This is a genomic window from Streptococcus mitis, from assembly GCF_946188685.1.
In the GTDB taxonomy this organism is placed as follows: Bacteria; Bacillota; Bacilli; order Lactobacillales; family Streptococcaceae; genus Streptococcus; species Streptococcus mitis_CC.
In genome coordinates this window covers 22012-41626 of the sequence record NZ_CAMHWH010000001.1, presented here as the reverse complement: position 1 = coordinate 41626, position 19615 = coordinate 22012, and the positions used below count along the sequence as shown (strand labels likewise).

19 protein-coding genes are annotated in these 19615 nt (G+C 39.1%); 13 read left to right on the top strand and 6 right to left on the bottom strand.

Features of this window, described 5'->3' with window-relative positions; translation table 11 throughout:
- The first annotated feature begins 8 nt into the window (after positions 1-8).
- The 8 genes from N8N51_RS00180 (at position 9) to N8N51_RS00145 (ending at position 9608) form a co-directional block, all read left to right on the top strand.
- Complete coding sequence (locus N8N51_RS00180) at positions 9-1574, top strand: type 2 periplasmic-binding domain-containing protein (RefSeq protein WP_084953544.1); 1566 nt, start codon at positions 9-11, stop codon at positions 1572-1574.
- A gap of 205 nt (positions 1575-1779) precedes the next feature.
- Positions 1780-2424, top strand: a complete 645-nt coding sequence (locus N8N51_RS00175; protein WP_261103323.1) for a YesL family protein — start codon at positions 1780-1782, stop codon at positions 2422-2424.
- Positions 2421-4634: a glycoside hydrolase family 31 protein gene (locus N8N51_RS00170; RefSeq protein WP_261103322.1), complete on the top strand. Its 2214-nt coding sequence runs from the start codon at positions 2421-2423 to the stop codon at positions 4632-4634. The genes N8N51_RS00175 and N8N51_RS00170 overlap by 4 nt, the downstream gene beginning before the upstream one ends.
- A 379-nt stretch (positions 4635-5013) precedes the next feature.
- Entirely contained in the window at positions 5014-6486 is a 1473-nt protein-coding gene (locus N8N51_RS00165; protein WP_261103321.1) for a peptide MFS transporter, read from the top strand.
- Between the two features lie 371 nt (positions 6487-6857).
- Positions 6858-7544, top strand: a complete 687-nt coding sequence (locus N8N51_RS00160) for an XRE family transcriptional regulator (protein WP_261103320.1) — start codon at positions 6858-6860, stop codon at positions 7542-7544.
- A 3-nt stretch (positions 7545-7547) separates the two neighbouring features.
- Positions 7548-8963: a Y-family DNA polymerase gene (locus N8N51_RS00155; protein WP_261103319.1), complete on the top strand. Its 1416-nt coding sequence runs from the start codon at positions 7548-7550 to the stop codon at positions 8961-8963.
- Complete coding sequence (locus tag N8N51_RS00150) at positions 8960-9322, top strand: hypothetical protein (RefSeq protein WP_261070020.1); 363 nt, start codon at positions 8960-8962, stop codon at positions 9320-9322. Before N8N51_RS00155 ends, N8N51_RS00150 begins: the two co-directional genes overlap by 4 nt.
- Positions 9315-9608: a DUF5960 family protein gene (locus N8N51_RS00145; RefSeq protein ID WP_261070019.1), complete on the top strand. Its 294-nt coding sequence runs from the start codon at positions 9315-9317 to the stop codon at positions 9606-9608. The genes N8N51_RS00150 and N8N51_RS00145 overlap by 8 nt, the downstream gene beginning before the upstream one ends.
- 142 nt (positions 9609-9750) lie before the next feature.
- Here the strand turns inward: N8N51_RS00145 and N8N51_RS00140 are convergent, their stop codons facing one another.
- From N8N51_RS00140 to N8N51_RS00120, 5 genes are read right to left on the bottom strand one after another with little or no spacing between them, the layout of a single operon-like run.
- Entirely contained in the window at positions 9751-10227 is a 477-nt protein-coding gene (locus tag N8N51_RS00140; protein ID WP_261070018.1) for a glutathione peroxidase, read from the bottom strand.
- The gene (locus tag N8N51_RS00135) at positions 10224-10802 is read right to left on the bottom strand and encodes a DUF3278 domain-containing protein (RefSeq protein ID WP_261103318.1); all 579 of its coding nucleotides are present in this window, start codon (positions 10800-10802) and stop codon (positions 10224-10226) included. Before N8N51_RS00135 ends, N8N51_RS00140 begins: the two co-directional genes overlap by 4 nt.
- 26 nt (positions 10803-10828) lie before the next feature.
- Positions 10829-11119 carry a hypothetical protein gene (locus N8N51_RS00130; protein WP_261103317.1) on the bottom strand — a complete coding sequence of 97 codons (291 nt, stop codon included), beginning with the start codon at positions 11117-11119 and terminating at the stop codon, positions 10829-10831.
- A 46-nt stretch (positions 11120-11165) separates the two neighbouring features.
- Positions 11166-11708 carry a DUF3278 domain-containing protein gene (locus tag N8N51_RS00125; protein ID WP_261103315.1) on the bottom strand — a complete coding sequence of 181 codons (543 nt, stop codon included), beginning with the start codon at positions 11706-11708 and terminating at the stop codon, positions 11166-11168.
- Between the two features lie 15 nt (positions 11709-11723).
- On the bottom strand, positions 11724-11918 hold the full coding sequence (locus N8N51_RS00120) for a helix-turn-helix transcriptional regulator (protein ID WP_001082472.1): 195 nt from the start codon (positions 11916-11918) through the stop codon (positions 11724-11726).
- A gap of 166 nt (positions 11919-12084) precedes the next feature.
- Between N8N51_RS00120 and rsmH the strand changes: the two genes are divergently transcribed.
- The 5 genes from rsmH (at position 12085) to N8N51_RS00095 (ending at position 19044) form a co-directional block, all read left to right on the top strand.
- Positions 12085-13035, top strand: a complete 951-nt coding sequence (rsmH, locus tag N8N51_RS00115) for a 16S rRNA (cytosine(1402)-N(4))-methyltransferase RsmH (RefSeq protein WP_049551041.1) — start codon at positions 12085-12087, stop codon at positions 13033-13035.
- 9 nt (positions 13036-13044) lie between these two features.
- Entirely contained in the window at positions 13045-13362 is a 318-nt protein-coding gene (gene ftsL, locus N8N51_RS00110) for a cell division protein FtsL (protein WP_000227824.1), read from the top strand.
- A gap of 3 nt (positions 13363-13365) precedes the next feature.
- Positions 13366-15618, top strand: a complete 2253-nt coding sequence (gene pbp2x / locus N8N51_RS00105) for a penicillin-binding protein PBP2X (RefSeq protein ID WP_261103314.1) — start codon at positions 13366-13368, stop codon at positions 15616-15618.
- 1 nt (position 15619) lies between these two features.
- Complete coding sequence (gene mraY, locus N8N51_RS00100) at positions 15620-16600, top strand: phospho-N-acetylmuramoyl-pentapeptide-transferase (RefSeq protein WP_261103312.1); 981 nt, start codon at positions 15620-15622, stop codon at positions 16598-16600.
- A gap of 338 nt (positions 16601-16938) precedes the next feature.
- Positions 16939-19044, top strand: coding sequence for an ATP-dependent Clp protease ATP-binding subunit (locus N8N51_RS00095; protein ID WP_261103311.1), 2106 nt, complete (start codon positions 16939-16941; stop codon positions 19042-19044).
- A gap of 60 nt (positions 19045-19104) precedes the next feature.
- On the opposite strand, the gene N8N51_RS00090 is transcribed toward N8N51_RS00095, so the two are convergent.
- On the bottom strand, positions 19105-19587 hold the full coding sequence (locus tag N8N51_RS00090; protein WP_000032547.1) for an S-ribosylhomocysteine lyase: 483 nt from the start codon (positions 19585-19587) through the stop codon (positions 19105-19107).
- Positions 19588-19615 lie beyond the last annotated feature (28 nt).

The window sequence follows — 19615 nt, the reverse complement described above, 5'->3', positions numbered from 1 at the left end:
AGAAAAACATGAAAAGTAAATCATTTACATATTTGTTCTTAGGAACAGTTACACTTGCTGGCTTGACAGCCTGCGCAAATTCCAATAATGCGAATACGGATGATAAATCTGGAGAAGATTCTTATAAAATTACGACTGTTCGTTGGTCTGACTGGGGAGAAGATTATCATAAAGGTTTTCTAACAGATTCTGCCAAGGAAGCAGGTATTGATGTTAAATGGGATACACTTGTGGCAGCAGATTGGGCAGATAAGAAATCTGTGTTGGTTGCTAGCGGAGATTTACCAGATGCATTTTTAGGTTCAAATGCTTTTACAGATTCAGAAATTGCTCAGAACCAATCTTTGTTTATTCCATTGGAAGATTTAATCAAGGAAAACATGCCTAATTTAACTAAGGCTATGGAGAAAGAACCTAAGATTAAAGCTATGATTACTTCACCAGATGGTCATATCTACAGCCTGCCTAAAAAATTACCAATGCGTCCTACAGTAGCTAATCAGCTATTTATTAATAAAAAGTGGCTAGATAATTTAGGGTTAAAGGTTCCAGAAACTTATGATGATTTAGTAAAAGTACTACAAGAATTTAAGGATAAAGATGCGAACGGAAATGGAGACGCTTCTGATGAAATTCCATTCGGAGCAGGAAACTTTGATCCAACATTCTCATATATTCTTCCGTTCAATAATCGTTTAGGTGCAGATAATACGTATGAAATGTCTGTAAAAGATGGAAAACCAGTCTACCTTCGTACAGAAGAAAGTTACAAACAAGGGATTGCAGCAATGCACGAATCTTATAAAAAAGGTTTGATTGATCCGGAAATCTTTACAGAAGATACCTCTATGAGTGTAGCGAAACGTATGGATAAGGGAGTAGCTAGAGTAGGTGTTTCTAGTGGTTGGACAGCAGATGCAACGTTTGGCTTACATTCAAGTGAATATATTGCTCTACCTGCTTTAAAAGGTATGGATGGTAAACAATATGTCTTTTCTGATCCAGATCATTACAACTATGGTCGAAATGAAATTTTGATTACAAATAAGAGCAAAAACCCTGCTAAATTATTGAAATGGTTGGATAAATTATATACAGATGACGCAAGTATTCAGAATTTCTATGGATCATTTGGAATAGCTACTGAAAAGAATGGTGATAAGTTTAAAGTGTTACCTCCTAAAGATGGTAAATCAGCTGATGAATGGGCATGGATTAATTCACTTCGAGATTTTGGTCCTAAATACGTAAGCGATGATATCAATAGTCGCGTAGAAATCGATCAAACACAAGGTGATGGATTGAAATTGAAGATGGACCAAGATTTGAAACAATTTGCGTTGCCAGCTTACCCTAATGTGATTTATTCACAAGAAGAACTTAACAAATTATCATCAATCTATGTGAGTATTGAATCTTATGTCAAACAACAAGCATCTAAATGGGTAGTTGAAGGTGGCATAGAAAAAGAATGGGACTCATACAAAGAAACTCTTAAGAATATGGGATTGGACGAATTTATGAAGATTCAACAGGAAGCATATAATCGTTACCAAAAAGAAGTAAAAGAGTAATATTTTATATGAACTCTTGGTTGTATGAACAAGGGACTAGCTAATTACAGGAAGCGAGACTGATGACATCAGATTATCTCGCTTCCTTTATTCTAATTTTTAAAGAAATTTGGAAATGTTTTTTAAATAATTTAGGTAATATTTTTGTACAACTGACATTATAAAATATAGAGTTAAGGCAATCGATTTTATGGAGATATCTATTATGCAAAAATTATTTTCATTAGATGGAAAACTGGTTAGAATTTTAACTTTTTTGACAGATTTAATTATTTTAAATACTCTATTTATTGTTAGTTGTATTCCAATAGTTACAATTGGGGCATCACTAACTTCTCTTACGACAATGTGGTATCGTATTTTAAAAGGTAAAGATACCGATATTGCTTATCATTATTTTCGGATCTTTAGACAAAATTTTAAACAATCAACTTTTATTTGGTTGTTTATCCTCCTAATAGAATTACTTTTATATGTGAACTATTGTCTTTGGGGCTATTCAAGTTTATTTTCAGAGTATAGTTTATTGTTAGTGTTGCCCTTTTTATTTGTTATAATACTTTTGATGAGTGTTGTTTTTCCCTATATTGGTCTATTTAAAGATAATCTAAAAAATAGTATTGTAAATAGCGTATTAATTTGTATTTTAAATCCAATACAAGCTATCGTGTTGGTTTTATTTAATATTTCTGTACTGTATATGAGTTTTAGTAGTCCAGAACGAGTTTTAACAGCTATTTACGTATTTACATTTGGGGGATTTGCTTTTTGCGGATTGATGAATGTAACGATAACAAATAAAATGTTTGATAAGGTAAAGAAATTTACTAAAAGGAGGGAAACAAATTGAAAATTTTTAAGGGAGAGTTTTATCGCATCTCTGTATTAACAGACAAGCTAGTAAGGTTAGAATACTCTAAAACTGGAAGTTTTGAGGATAGAACGACACAACTCATCTATAATAGAGATTTTGGTCAAGTTTCGTTAGATTATATCGAGACATCAAACGTACTAGATATTATGACGGACTATTTTCATCTGCACTTTAATAAAGGAGAATTTAACGCCGAAAATTTATTTATAGAATTAAAAGGAAATTTTGCCGTATATGGTAGTCGCTGGTATTTTGGTGAATCTATTGAAACGTTAAAAGGAACAGCTCGGACTCTGGATAAGGCAGATGGAGCAATCTCGTTAGAAGATGGAATTATTAGCCGAAATGGTATAGCCTTATTGGATGATTCTCAAGGATTTATTTGGGATGAACAGTCTGGTTATATTGAGAGAGAAAATCAAATTGACCTCTATTTCTTTGCCTATGGGCATGATTATAGAGGAGCAATCAGAGACTTTTACCATTTGACTGGTTCAACCCCTTTGTTGCCAAGATATGCTTTAGGCAATTGGTGGAGTAGATATTGGCCTTATACGTCGGATGAATACTTGGATTTAATAGACAGATTTAAAACAGAGAAAATTCCATTATCTATCGGTGTTTTAGATATGGATTGGCATATAACTGACATTCCAGCCCGTTTTGGAAGTGGCTGGACAGGATATAGTTGGAATAAAAACTTAATACCTAATCCAGAACAGTTATTGCAACAACTTCATGATAGAAAGTTAAAACTCTCCTTAAATGTCCATCCTGCTGATGGTATACGGGCTTATGAAGAAGCTTATCCTCGAGTCGCCAAACGATTGGGGTTAAATGTAGAACTAGAAGAACCTGCCATTTTTGATTTTTTTAATCCCTCTTTTAGAGAAGCCTACTTTAAAGATGTTCATTATGAGCTAGAAAAGCAGGGAGTAGATTTTTGGTGGATTGACTGGCAACAAGGGACACAAGGTATGCTAGATCCACTATGGCTTTTAAACCATTATCACTATCAGGATAGTTGTAAAAATGCAGAAGGTGGTTTGATTTTATCAAGATATGCAGGTCCTGGTAGTCACCGCTACCCTGTTGGTTTTTCAGGGGATACTATTATTAGTTGGAATTCCTTAAGATTTCAACCTTATTTTACAGCGACAGCATCTAATATCGGTTATAGTTGGTGGAGTCATGATATCGGTGGACACATGCTGGGGGATTATGACGAGGAGCTACAAACTAGATGGCTACAGTTTGGTATTTTTAGTCCGATAACTCGATTACATAGTTCTAGAAGTCCCTTTAATAGTAAGGAACCTTGGTTTTTTTCAGAAACAACATCTAAGATTATGAAGAAATACCTTCGTTTGAGACATCAGATGATTCCCTATCTATACACTATGAATGTACAGACACACGAGGAAGGTGCCCCATTAATCAGCCCAATGTATTATTTCTACCCAGAGAGTGATGAGAGTTATAATGTTCCAAATCAATACTTTTTTGGAACAGAACTGATGGTGGCTCCCATTGTAGAAAAGATGGATTTGGCATTCCAATCTGCAAAAGTAGATGTATGGTTCCCTGAAGGTGAATGGTATGACTTCTTTTCAGAGAAAAAATATACAGGTGGTGTGAAGTTGAGTGTTTATAGAGACATTTCGACGATACCTGTGTTTGCAAAAAGTGGTGCAATCATTCCCTTGGTTGGTTCTGAGATAGATATGGGTGTTGAGTTACCTGAAGTTGTAGATTGGTATGTATTCCCAGGCAAGCAACATTCTTTTGAAATGATTGAAGATCAAAATGGTCAAAGATATAAAACAAGATTATCAATCGATTGGGAAATAGGAATGGTAGAGTTAACATTACAAGGAGATTCTAGTATCGTTCCAAGCAATAGAAAACATAGAATTCATTTTAAAGGAACGAGTGTGTCTATGATTGAATTGCCAAATAAGAATGATACAGCTAGATTTGAATGTAAAGATAATAAAAGGCTATCCCTAAATGATGAAGTTTTTAGACTACTAAAGACGGCTTCTCTTCCATATGAATTAAAAGATAGATTGTTAAATCAATTCATCAATGCGAAAAATTCTCATGAGTTAATGAATATCTTGCATCATCAGGATAAGGAATTGAGAGGGCGTTTATTGGAAATGATATTTACTAGCGAAAACTAATTGAGACATTTCGTACACAATTTCTATTATTTAATGTGTAACAGTTTTACATCTCTATGCTTATTGACTTGTATTTTAGTAATTACAAGTTTGGCATAGGGATGTTTTGTTTACTGAAGAGGAAAGGATAAGATAAGTAAGTTTCAAATTTTGAAATATTTTTTAAACTAAACAAGAGCAAATTTTTAAAGGTGATTTCTCAAAGTAACTTCCACTTGCCTGACCGCAGTGGAAGTTAGTCTGAAATGGATTTTTATGATGGAATTAAGTATGAGACGTGTGATTTTTTCAGAAAATTTTCTGAAAGAAACAGGATTTGTTTGACATTTGTTTGAAAATTCTGTAAAATGAATTATTATATCGTTAAAGGAGAATATATATGGAAAAACAGAAAACATTTTTTGGACATCCTATGGGCTTGTCCACCCTCTTCTTTACAGAGATGTGGGAACGCTTTTCTTACTATGGGATGCGAGCTATCCTACTTTACTATATGTACTATAGCGTGCAAGATGGTGGATTGGGAATGGATAAGACCACAGCTGCATCGGTTATGGCGATTTATGGCTCGCTGGTATTTTTGTCCTCGGTTATCGGCGGTTTTGTCAGTGACCGTATTTTAGGAAGCCGTAAGACTGTCTTTTACGGTGGGATTCTGATTATGCTAGGGCATATTGCTTTGGCAACACCTTTTGGACAAGTGGCTCTCTATCTTTCTATTGCCTTGATTATCTTTGGAACTGGATTTTTAAAACCCAATATCTCAGATATGGTGGGGGGAATTTATGAGAAAGAGGATGATAGACGGGATGCAGGTTTTAGTATCTTTGTCTTTGGTATTAACTTAGGTGCCTTCGTTGCCCCTTATTTAGTGGGCTATCTAGGTCAGGAAGTCAATTTTCACCTAGGTTTCTCACTAGCTGCCATTGGGATGTTCTTTGGTCTGGTGAAGTATGTTTTAGATGGGAAGAAATATCTGCCTGAATCAAGTCTTTACCCCACTGATCCACTTTCACAGAAGGACCAGCAGACCTTGATTAAACGCTTGCTACTTACACTTGTCATGGCTATTCTTGTGGTTATAGGTTTAGTCTTTACTCACCAGTTTAACGTGGATATGATTGTTAATATCTTTACAGTAATTGCGGTAATCATTCCAATCTACTATTTCTTTAAGATTTTATCTAGTCAGAAAATAACTGCCACTGAGAGATTCCGAGTATTTGCCTACATTCCTCTATTTATCGCTGGAGTACTCTTCTGGTCTATTGAGGAACAGGGTTCTGTTGTTCTCGCTCTATTTGCGGATGATCAAACTCAACTTTACTTTAATGTATTTGGGAATCAGATTCATTTTCCATCTAGCTTTTTCCAAAGTATCAATCCCCTTTTCATTATGATTTATGTGCCGATTTTTGCGTGGTTGTGGGGGAAAATGGGTAAAAAGCAACCGTCCTCTTCTAAGAAATTTGCTTACGGTTTATTAGCTGCAGGTTTATCCTTCTTGTGGATGATGTTACCAGGGATGATCTTTGGGACAGATGTTAAGGTCAGTCCTTTCTGGTTGATTATGAGTTGGGCTATTGTGATTGTGGGGGAAATGTTGATTTCGCCTATTGGTCTATCAGTCACTACTAAGCTAGCACCAAAATCCTTCCAAGCACAAATGATGTCTATCTGGTTCTTGAGTAACGCTGCTGCCCAAGCTATCAATGCTCAAATTGTAAAATTTTATACAAGTGAAACTGAAGTAGCTTACTATGGAATTGTTGGAGGAATTACGATTGTATTCGGTATTATCTTACTCTTCTACGTTCCACGTATTGAAAAACTAATGTCTGGTATCAAATAGAGAAAAACTGGAATTTCTGTAGGGATTTTGAAAGTTAGATCAATTATTTATTCAAAGGATTTAGTTCTGTATTGTATAGGGCTAGGTCCTTTTAGTTTGATTAATACTCTTCGAAAATCAAATTCAAACCGCGTCAACGTCGCCTTGCCGTACTCAAGTACAGCCTGCGGCTAGTTTCCTAGTTTGCTCTTTGATTTTCATTGAGTATAAAACTCACGATGTTTCTGCTTTTCCTAGTGGACATTTGTACACTTTTTTTATATAATAAAACTAAACCATTTTGGTTGAGTTTTAAAAATATGACTTCAAGCATCGATTAGTCTTTCTAAGAGAGATAATGTCCATTAAAGCATCATAATAGGAGGTGAAGTATGTATCAGCCAGAAAAATTAAAGGCTCGGAGGAAAGAGTTAAAACTAACACAGAAGGAAATTGCAGAGCAACTTGGGATTAGCTTTCAGGCTTACTCAGCTTGGGAACGTGGAATCAAGGAACCGTCCAAGGAGAAGGTGTTCCAGCTAGAGAATATTTTAAAAGTACCAAAAGGATATTTTACTCAGATCGAGATTGTCCGTCTCTACCATAGCCTCTCCAAGCAAGGGAAGGAGAAGGTTGTTCTCTATGTTCGCAACCTATCTCAAGAGGAGCAAGCTCAGAAAGTGACAGCTATGCCAGAGCGTCTCTACGAGTACCGTGTTTATGAACGCATGTCAGCAGGGATTGGAGCTTCGGTCTACGATGATCGGAATTTTGATACGGTTTACTTTAATGAGGAGTTGGCTCATGATTTTGCGTCATGGGTGTCTGGGGACTCCATGGAACCTAAATACCAAAATGGCTCCGTGGCTCTGATTCGAGAGACAGGATTTGACTATGACGGGGCGGTTTATGCAGTGGTTTGCAACAACCAGACATATATCAAGCGGGTCTATCGAGAGGAGAATGGATTGCGTCTGGTCTCTATCAATCCTAAATACAAGGATATTTTCATATCCTATGAGGAAGATCCTCGGATTGTGGGTATTATCGTTGGAAACTTTGTGCCGATGGAGGGATAGCCAATGGGCTACTTTGATTATTCCAGAGAGCCCAAAAGTGACATTGCCTTTATCGATATGAAGTCCTTTTATGCCAGTGTTGAGTGCGTGAAAAGAGGATTGCATCCGCTGAAAACCTCGCTTTGTGTCATGAGTCGCGCGGATAATTCAACTGGTCTTATCCTAGCCTCCTCTCCTATGTTTAAGAAGATTTTTGGCAAGTCAAATGTTGGTCGGGCCTACGATTTGCCTTTTGATATTAAAACGCGAAAATTTTCCTATTACAATGCTCGAAAGCAAGGGCTACCGACTGACTCGGACTATGTTCGCTACATCGAAGATTGGGCTCAAGTGACCTTGATTGTCCCTCCTCGAATGGACGAGTACATTGCAACCAATATGGAAATCCAGCGAATCTTTCAAAACTATGGCAGTCCAGATGATATTTATCCTTACTCTATCGATGAGGGTTTTATTGACCTGACTAGTTCACTTAATTATTTCATTTCAGACAAGAGTCTCTCTCGCAAAGACAAGCTGGATATGCTTTCTGCTCGTATTCAGAGGGATATTTGGAGGCAGACAGGGATCTACTCTACAGTAGGTATGTCCAATGCCAATCCCTTACTGGCCAAGTTGGCTCTAGATAATGAGGCCAAGCACACTCCGACCATGAGGGGCAACTGGTCTTATCAGGATGTGGAAGAGAAGGTCTGGTCCATTCCCAAGATGACCGATTTTTGGGGGATTGGCAGGCGGATGGAGAAACGCTTGCATGCTCTGGGGATTTTTTCCATCAAGGAATTGGCAACCAGCAATCCCGACCAGCTAAAGAAAGTTCTGGGTCAGGCTGGCTTGCGTTTGTGGTTTCATGCTAACGGGATTGATGAGAGCAATGTTCATAAGCCCTATAAGGCCAAATCCAAGGGCTTGGGGAATTCTCAAATCTTGCCGAGAGACTACGTGAAGCTACGGGATATTGAAATTATTCTTCGAGAAATGGCGGAGCAGGTGGCTATTAGATTGAGAAGGTCTGGCAAGAAAACAACCCTTGTCTCTATCTATGTTGGTTTCTCTAAACAGGAGGTCAGGTCGTCTATTCACACACAAATGAAGGTCGAACCGACCAATAATACAGCTGTCTTAACGAATTATGTTTTGAAGTTATTTCATAACAAATACACTTCTGGAGCGGTCAGAAGTGTCGGAGTTAACTATTCAGGCTTTGTAGACGATTCCTTTGGTTTGATATCTCTCTTTGATGATGTTGACAAGTTAGAAAAAGAAGAAAGGCTCCAGACGGCCATTGACTCCATTCGGGAACAATTTGGTTTCACTTCTCTCTTAAAGGCCAATGCACTGGAAGAAGCCTCTAGGAGTTTTGCTAGAAGCAAGCTGATTGGGGGACATTCTGCTGGAGGATTAGATGGATTAAAATGATTGATCGTTCTTATTTACCTTTTCAATCCGCGCGAGATTATCAAGATCCAGGTATGCAGAAGTGGATGGGATTTTACCTCTCAGAACACACTAGTTCGCTCAGTGAAGAAAAAAACCGTGTTGATTTTTCGACGGATTTGACTCCAGATGATAAGTTGCACTTGCTTTCTCAGCTTTATGTTGGCCAACTTAGGGGAAGTTTTGTGCTAAAGGAAAAGAAGCAGAAAATCACTATCATCGGTGTGGTGAGAGAGTTATCGCCTCATACTCTATCTATTAGGACAAACGTGGGATATAGGTTGATAGATGTTGCAGATATCCTAGAAATTCGATTGTGGGAGGAGGGAGTTTATGACTAGAAAAGAGCTGTATGAAAACAAACTGCAGATGGATTATTTTTCAGATAACTATATTCATTTTGAAGAGGATTTTCAAAAATACTCTGCCATGAACGTACCCTTGACTTTCTTGATTGATGACATCCTACGAACCATGGCGATGAATCAGAAAAACTATTTTGTCTTAAACAAGGAAAATGCCAAGGATGGGCGGGAGCATCGTTTTTATTTTAGAGTGGTAACGGAAAAAGCGTGTCCCAGAAATAGGACCTATACATACTCAGGAGTCAAGAATAGCAGTCAGTAGTGCCTTGTCTGCTATGAATGTATCATTTTTACAACACTTCATGGTTCATATCATGGGGTGTTTTTCTATTTAAGTCAAAGCCCATCAAAAAATCTCACTATTCATCAGGCTAAAGGAAACCTAATCATAGTGAGATTGTGAGTTATAGTAGATTTTGTATGGCCTCTTCAATTTGTTTTGGGTCTGTTTTTGAAGAGAAGCGTTCAAAGACCTGCCCATCACGACCGATGAGAAACTTAGCGAAATTCCATTCGACTCGTTTTCCCAGTGGACCAGATTTCTGGTCTTTCAACCAAACATAGAGGGGATCTGCCTCCTTACCGTTGACCTTGATCTTGGCAAAACGTGGGAAGCTGGTTTGATAATGTAGGCTACAGAAGGTGTTGATTTCCTCTGCGCTGCCTGGTGCTTGTCCCATAAACTGATTGCAAGGGAAATCCAAGATTTCAAACCCCTGATCTTGATAGTGATCATAGAGTTCTTGCAGCCCTTTGTACTGGGGGGTTAACCCACATCCGGTAGCAGTGTTGACAATCAAGAGAACTTTACCACGATAGGCATTTAGTGAAGTTTCTTGCTTGTCTTGGTTCAAGACTGAAAAATCGTATAGTGAAGTCATTGCTTGCTTTTCTCCTTCTGTTTGGTATTTTTAGGAGGTTTCTCCTCCTGTAGGGATAGAAATCCGTAGGTCAGAGTTCCAAAAATGCTACCGATAATCAGGCCATACATTAGGAAAGGACCACTTTTATCGAATTGCATGAGCAACTTCCCAAAATCTGAAAAGGACATCTGCTGAACGAAGACTTTATGAAAGATGAGTAAGGTAAAGAAGCCGATCTGAATACCGATAAACACAATCCAGCTTCGGAATTTGATTTGGGCTTTGCTGTAGGTCTTGAGGATGATTTCTGATTTGTCATCCTTTTCAAGATGAAGCTCTTGGACGGCTCTTTGGGTTTTTAAAGTAATGAAAAAAATGAGTCCAGAGTAAACATAGGGCATAGCATAGCGAACCACTTCTATGAAGCGTCCAAATAAGAGATAAAACAAGAAGAGGAAGAAGGAAGAATAAACGATTTGGATCATGGAACGGGCGCAAGCCTTGTAGATAATCTCTTGTCGGCATTCATCAAAAGGGCCTTGGATATGAAAGAGATTTCGAAGTAGGCGAGTGGTTAAGTCTTCTTTTTTCATGTTAGTAACCTCCTAAAAGAGCGGTTTTACTGATTTTCTTTTACGAATTGATAGAGATAATAAAGATAAGTGATAGAAGAAAGGCTAGCGATAGTGAGCAGTAAATAATACTTCCAATTGCTTGAGATGAGCATCAGTTGTAGTAAGGATAGCATCATAAAGCACAGTGCTAAGTTGAGTATGCGCATTTTTTGGGAGTCGATCTTTAGATAAGTCAATCCTTTGTTGAGTGCTGGGATAAAGACTGGAAGGAGGACTATATCGTAGATTGGCAAGTTCCCTGAAACGATGATGAAGATGAACAGTGAACTTAACAAAAGATGATAGGTAAGTCAAGTTAGTAATGATTTCATAGGGCACCTCCTAATCCTCATCTTGCTCTTTTTTAGTTTTTGCAATGCGACGGGAGATGAGGAACTGTATGCTTGCTCCGAAGAAGATAGAACCGAGAATGCTTGATACACCATTTCTTATAGTGAGAAGAGAATTAAAATAGTCCGGACTTTCACCTATGAGTATACTGAGAAGAGGAGTTATAAAAAACATCCATAGACCAAAGAACAAACCTGCTTTAAGACCTGGGTAGTATAGTTGCTTGCTTTCTTTCTCATTCAGCATATCTGGTTCAATAGTTGTAATCCCTGTTTTTTGCATTTGGTATGTGAGATATCCAGCAACGATGAGGGCAATCACTAAAATCAGAGGAGGATAGACTAGAGCTACTAGTTGAGGATATTTATAGGCCAGAAGGAGTGGAATAAGATTTCCGAAAATCATCAGATAAAAAAGGAAGATAAAGACTTGGTTACCTATACGGTCTGCCTCGCGTCGTTTGTATTCGTCAAGGGGATCAGAAATGCCGTATGTGCGTTTGATCAGTTTTTCAGTAAAGGTTTCTTTTTTCATGAGTTGGCTCCTTTTTTAAAAATCTTCCTCCCAAAAGAGACTATTGAGGTCAGTTTGGAGGCTGCGGGCGAGATTGAGACAGAGTTCCAGGGTTGGATTGTACTTGTCGTTCTCAATCATATTGATGGTTTGTCTCGAGACACCGATATCCTTGGCTAGCTCGAGCTGAGAAATGCCTAGTTCCTTGCGAAATTCTTTCACACGATTCATCTGTTCTCCTTTCTGATTTGTGTCGTATATATTTGACTATATTATATTCTTCTATGAAATAGATGTCAAGCATATTTGACATGTTTCTTAAAGAAATCTTACTTGTTTTTGGCCTATTTGTCTGACTAGTGCAAGCTAGTCAGATTTGTGGTAAAATAGATAAGATATGACAAAAGAATTTCATCATGTAACGGTCTTACTCCACGAAACGATTGATATGCTCGACGTAAAGCCTGACGGTATCTACGTTGATGCGACTTTGGGTGGAGCGGGCCATAGCGAATATTTATTAAGTAAATTGAGTGAAAAAGGCCATCTCTATGCCTTTGATCAGGACCAGAATGCCATTGACAATGCGCAAAAACGCTTGGCACCCTATATCGAAAAAGGGATGGTGACTTTTATAAAGGATAACTTCCGTCATTTACAGGCACGTTTGCGCGAAGCTGGTGTTCAGGAAATTGATGGAATTTGTTATGACTTGGGAGTGTCTAGTCCTCAATTGGACCAGCGTGAGCGTGGTTTTTCTTATAAAAAGGATGCGCCCCTGGACATGCGGATGAATCAGGAAGCTAGTCTGACAGCCTATGAAGTGGTGAATCACTATGACTATCATGACTTGGTTCGTATTTTCTTCAAGTATGGTGAGGATAAATTTTCTAAACAGATTGCGCGTAAGATTGAACAAGCTCGGGAAGTCAAGCCAATCGAGACAACGACTGAGTTAGCAGAAATTATCAAGTCGGCTAAACCTGCCAAGGAGCTCAAGAAGAAGGGCCATCCTGCCAAACAGATCTTCCAGGCTATTCGAATTGAAGTCAATGATGAACTGGGAGCAGCAGATGAATCCATCCAGCAGGCTATGGAGATGTTGGCTCTAGATGGTAGAATTTCAGTGATTACCTTTCATTCCTTGGAAGACCGCTTGACCAAGCAATTGTTCAAGGAAGCTTCAACGGTTGAAGTTCCAAAAGGCTTGCCTTTCATCCCAGATGATCTCAAGCCCAAGATGGAATTGGTATCCCGTAAGCCAATCTTGCCAAGTGCAGAGGAGTTAGAAGCCAACAACCGTTCGCATTCAGCCAAGTTGCGCGTGGCCAGAAAAATTCACAAGTAAGAGGAAAAAATGGTAGATAAGAAAGAAACAACCAGTCAATTCTTGCAGAATCGTATAAAAAAATTCTCACGTGTGGAGAAGGCTTTTTATCTTTCCATCGCTTTTACGGCACTCGTTTTAGCAGTGAGCATTATCTTTATGCAGACACGACTCTTGCAAGTGCAAAGTGATTTGACAAAAATCAATGCGCAGATAGAGGAGAAGAAGACAGAGCTGGACGATGCCAAGCAGGAAGTGAATGAATTGATTCGTTCAGAGCGCTTGAAAGAAATTGCAGATAAAAAAGATTTGAAATTGAATAATGAAAACATCCGAACAGCGGAGTAAGATATGAAATGGACAGAAAAAATAACCCGATTTGCGGTAAAAAATCGTAAATCTCCAGCAGAAAACCGTAGGATAGTTGGCAAGTACCTCAGCTTTTTAGCTGTTGCCCTTTTCGGCCTCTTTTTGGCCAATTTTGCTTATATTATCGCAAAAGGTAATATATTTGGTACTGACTTGGTAAAAGAGGCTAAAAAGGTTCACCAAACAACCCGAACAGTTCCTGCCAAACGTGGGACTATCTATGACCGAAATGGAGTGCCTATTGCTGAAGATGCGACTTCCTATAACGTCTATGCTGTTATTGATAAAAAATACAAGTCAGCAACTGGAAAAATTCTTTATGTAGAGGATTCGCAGTTTAATAAGGTAGCTGAAGTCTTCCATAAGTATTTAGACATGGATGAAGCTTATGTGAAAGAGCAATTAGCTCAACCAAATCTGACCCAAGTTTCCTTTGGTGCAAAAGGAAATGGGATTACCTATGCCAATATGATGGCTATTAAAAAAGATTTGAAAGATGCTAGTGTGGAAGGGATTGACTTTACAACTAGCCCTAACAGAAGCTATCCAAATGGACAATTTGCTTCTAGCTTTATTGGCTTAGCCCAACTTCATGAAAATGAGGATGGTAGTAAGAGTTTGTTAGGGACTTCTGGTTTGGAGAGTTCTTTAAATACCATTCTTGCTGGGACAGACGGTATTATTACCTATGAAAAAGACCGTGTAGGAAATATCGTACCAGGTACAGAACTGGTATCGCAACAAACTGTGGATGGCAAGGATGTTTATACAACATTGTCTAGTCCGCTACAATCTTTCATGGAAACTCAGATGGATGCCTTTCTAGAAAAAGTAAAAGGTAAGTATATGACCGCGACCTTGGTCAGTGCAAAGACCGGTGAAATCCTCGCTACCACCCAACGACCTACCTTTAATGCAGATACTAAAGAAGGAATCACTGAGGACTTTGTTTGGCGTGATATTCTTTATCAAAGTAACTATGAACCAGGATCAGCCATGAAGGTTATGACGTTAGCTTCTTCTATTGATAATAATACCTTCCCAAGTGGAGAATACTTCAATAGCAGTGAATTTAAAATAGCGGATGCGACGACTCGAGATTGGGATGTTAATGAAGGTTTGACGACTGGTGGGATGATGACTTTCTCACAAGGTTTCGCTCACTCCAGTAATGTTGCAATGAGTCTACTTGAACAAAAAATGGGAGATGCTACTTGGTTGGATTATCTAAACCGCTTTAAATTTGGGGTCCCAACTCGCTTTGGCTTGACAGATGAATACGCTGGTCAACTTCCAGCTGATAATATTGTTAGTATTGCTCAAAGCTCATTTGGGCAAGGAATTTCAGTGACACAAACACAAATGCTTCGTGCCTTTACAGCTATTGCTAATGATGGAGTTATGCTGGAGCCTAAATTTATTACGGCCTTGTATGATCCAAATGATCAAACTGCTCGGAAATCACAAAAAGAAGTTGTGGGAAATCCTGTGTCTAAAGATGCAGCGAGCTTGACGCGAACGCATATGGTTTTAGTCGGTACCGATCCAGTATATGGAACTATGTATAATCATAAGACAGGGAAACCAACTGTAACTGTTCCTGGGCAAAATGTAGCTCTCAAGTCTGGTACAGCCCAAATCGCTGACGAGAAAAATGGAGGCTACTTAGTTGGTTCTACCAACTACATTTTCTCGGTTGTGGTTATGAACCCTGCTGAAAATCCTGATTTTATCTTGTATGTAACGGTTCAACAACCTGAACATTATTCAGGTATCCAGTTGGGAGAATTTGCCAACCCAATCTTGGAGCGGGCTTCAGCTATGAAAGAATCTCTCAATCTTCAATCTCCAGCCAAGAATTTAGATAAAGTTACGACAGAATCTTCTTATGCAATGCCTAGCATCAAGGATATTTCACCTGGTGAGTTGGCGGAAGCCTTACGCCGAAATATTGTGCAACCAATCGTTGTAGGTACTGGAACAAAGATTAAAGAGTCTTCTGTAGAAGAAGGAAAAAATCTTGCACCAAATCAACAAGTTCTCCTTTTATCTGATAAGGTAGAAGAAATTCCAGACATGTATGGCTGGAAAAAAGAGACTGCAGAGACTTTTGCCAAATGGTTAGATATTGAACTGGAATTTGAAGGTTCGGGTTCCGTTGTTCAGAAGCAAGATGTTCGGACTAATACAGCTATCAAAAACATTAAAAAAATTAAATTAACTTTAGGAGACTAATATGTTTATTTCTATCAGTGCTGGAATTGTGACATTTTTACTAACTGTAGTAGGAATTCCGGCCTTTATCCAATTTTATAGAAAGGCGCAAATTACAGGCCAGCAGATGCATGAGGATGTCAAACAGCACCAGGCAAAAGCTGGAACTCCAACTATGGGGGGACTTGTTTTCCTCATTGCTGCAGTTGTGGTGAGTTTCTTTGTTGCTCTTTTTTCAAAACAATTGACCAATAATGTGGGAATGATTTTGTTCATCTTGGTCCTTTATGGACTTGTCGGATTTTTAGATGACTTTCTCAAGGTCTTTCGTAAAATCAATGAGGGGTTGAATCCTAAGCAAAAATTGGCTCTTCAGCTCCTAGGTGGGGTCGTTTTCTACCTTTTCTATGAGCGCGGTGGCGATATGCTTTCAGTCTTTGGTTACCAAGTGCATCTAGGGATTTTCTATATTGTCTTCGCTCTTTTCTGGCTAGTCGGTTTTTCAAACGCAGTAAACTTGACAGACGGTATTGACGGTCTGGCTAGTATTTCCGTTGTGATTAGTTTGTCTGCCTATGGAGTTATTGCTTATGTGCAAGGTCAGATGGATATTCTTCTGGTGATTCTAGCCATGATTGGTGGCCTGCTCGGTTTCTTCGTCTTTAACCATAAGCCTGCCAAGGTCTTTATGGGGGATGTGGGAAGTTTGGCTCTCGGTGGAATGTTGGCAGCTATCTCTATGGCTCTCCACCAAGAATGGACTCTCTTGATTATCGGAATTGTTTATGTCTTTGAAACAACTTCTGTTATGATGCAAGTCGGTTATTTCAAAATGACTGGTGGTAAACGTATTTTCCGTATGACGCCTGTGCATCACCATTTTGAGCTTGGAGGATTGTCTGGTAAAGGAAATCCTTGGAGCGAGTGGAAGGTTGACTTCTTCTTTTGGGGAGTGGGACTTCTAGCAAGTCTCCTGACCCTAGCAATTTTATATTTGATGTAAGAATAGCACCCTGATATTTCAGGGTGTTTTTGCATTCTAAAAAATATTGGTCAATTAAAGTCAAATCTCTTGACCTTTTCTGACTAATGTAGTATATTATGAACGTAAGGTAAATGAAAGCCTTACTAGAACACGTATTTAAAGTAAAATAGAAAGAGGTGTGTCTATGTTTAATCTAGAAATCTTCAGAAGTAAAGATAGTCTACTCCTGCTTGAAAAAGAAAAACCAGAAATAGTACGTAGAGTAGCGATTTAGCTAGTCTAAATTTTTTAAAACAAAGGTCAAAGATAGTCAATATCAGTAATCATAACTAAGTAAACAAAATGAGGTAAAGAATATGAACAACAACTTTAATAATTTTAACAACATGGATGATTTATTTAACCAATTGATGGGTGGTATGCGAGGATACAGTTCTGAAAACCGTCGCTACTTAATTAATGGACGTGAAGTGACACCTGAGGAATTTGCTCACTATCGTGCAACTGGTCAATTGCCAGGAAATGCAGAATCTGATGGACAAATGCAACAACAGGCTTCAGGTATGAAACAAGACGGTGTCCTTGCCAAACTAGGTCGTAACTTGACAGCGGAAGCTCGTGAGGGCAAGTTGGATCCTGTTATTGGACGAAACAAGGAAATTCAAGAAACATCTGAAATCCTCTCACGTCGTACCAAGAACAATCCTGTTCTGGTAGGAGATGCAGGTGTTGGTAAGACAGCTGTTGTCGAAGGTCTAGCACAAGCGATTGTGAACGGAGATGTCCCAGCTGCTATTAAGAACAAGGAAATTATTTCCATTGACATCTCAGGTCTTGAGGCTGGTACTCAATACCGTGGTAGCTTTGAAGAAAACGTTCAAAACTTAGTCAATGAAGTGAAAGAAGCAGGGAATATCATTCTCTTCTTTGATGAAATTCACCAAATCCTCGGTGCTGGCTCAATCGGTGGAGACAGTGGTTCTAAAGGGCTTGCGGATATTCTCAAGCCAGCTCTCTCTCGTGGTGAATTGACAGTTATTGGAGCGACAACTCAAGACGAATACCGTAACACCATCTTGAAGAATGCAGCTCTTGCTCGTCGTTTCAACGAAGTCAAGGTCAATGCTCCTTCAGCAGAGGATACCTTTAAAATCCTTCAAGGAATTCGTGATCTCTATCAACAACACCACAATGTCATCTTGCCAGACGAGGTTTTGAAAGCAGCGGTGGATTATTCTGTCCAATACATTCCACAACGCAGCTTGCCGGATAAGGCTATTGACCTTGTCGATGTAACGGCTGCTCACTTGGCGGCTCAACATCCAGTAACAGATGTGCATGCTGTTGAACGTGAAATTGAAGCAGAAAAAGACAAGCAAGAAAAAGCGGTTGAAGCAGAAGATTTTGAAGCTGCTCTAAACTATAAAACACGCATTGCAGAATTGGAAAAGAAAATCGAAAACCACACAGAAGATATGAAAGTGACTGCAAGTGTCAACGATGTGGCTGAATCTGTAGAACGAATGACTGGTATCCCGGTTTCACAAATGGGAGCATCAGACATCGAACGTTTGAAAGATATGGCTCATCGCTTGGAACACAAGGTAATCGGCCAAGATAAGGCGGTAGAAGCTGTAGCTCGTGCTATCCGTCGTAATCGTGCAGGTTTTGATGAAGGCAATCGCCCAATCGGTAGCTTCCTCTTTGTAGGACCAACTGGGGTTGGTAAGACAGAACTTGCTAAGCAATTGGCTCTCGATATGTTTGGAACTAAGGAAGCGATTATCCGTTTGGATATGTCTGAATATAGTGACCGCACAGCCGTATCTAAGCTAATTGGTACAACAGCAGGTTATGTAGGTTACGATGACAATAGCAATACCTTGACAGAACGTGTTCGTCGCAATCCATACTCTATCATTCTCTTGGACGAAATTGAAAAGGCTGACCCTCAAGTGATCACTCTTCTCCTCCAAGTCTTGGATGATGGTCGTTTGACAGATGGTCAAGGAAATACAGTGAACTTCAAGAACACTGTCATTATTGCGACATCAAATGCTGGATTTGGCTATGAAGCTAACTTGACAGAAGATGCAGATAAACCAGAATTGATGGATCGTTTGAAACCATTCTTCCGTCCAGAATTCCTTAACCGCTTTAACGCAGTTATTGAGTTCTCACACTTGACTAAGGAAGACCTTTCTAAGATTGTAGACTTGATGTTGGCTGAAGTCAACCAAACCTTGGCTAAGAAAGATATTGATTTGGTAGTCAGTCAAGCGGCTAAAGACTATATCACAGAAGAAGGTTATGACGAAGTCATGGGTGTTCGTCCGCTCCGTCGCGTGGTTGAACAAGAAATTCGTGATAAGGTGACAGACTTCCATTTGGATCACCTAGATGCCAAACACCTAGAAGCAGATATGGAAGATGGTGGTTTGGTTATTCGTGAGAAAGCTTAACTAGAGATTTTGAGAATAAAAAAGAAGGAGCCAGCTGAAAAACTGGTTCCTTTTTTGTGTTTAGATGACATGACGCTCAAAGGCATCATCTGAGATTCCTTGTTCCAAGATGAGTTTCGCCCATTCTTTAGCAGAGAAGAGGCTGTGGTCTTTGTAGTTTCCGCAAGATTCGATGGTTGTCCCTGGAACATCTTCCCAAGTAGTAGTTTCAGCGATTTCCTTGAGCGAATCCTTGATGACAGCCGCAATTTCAGCGCTGGTATGACGCCCCCACATAATCATGTGGAAACCTGTGCGACAGCCAAATGGTGAACAGTCAATCATACCGTCAATGCGGGTACGGATGAGTTTGGCCAAGAGGTGCTCGATAGTGTGCAGGCCAGCGGTAGGGATAGAGTCTTCATTGGGTTGCACCAAGCGAATATCATAATTGGAGATGATGTCTCCCTTTGGCCCTGTTTCTTCTCCAATCAAGCGAACATAGGGTGCTTTGACAATGGTGTGGTCAAGTTCAAAACTTTCGACAATAACTTCTTTTGACATGGTAAATCCTTTCAGTTTTCTTCTTTCA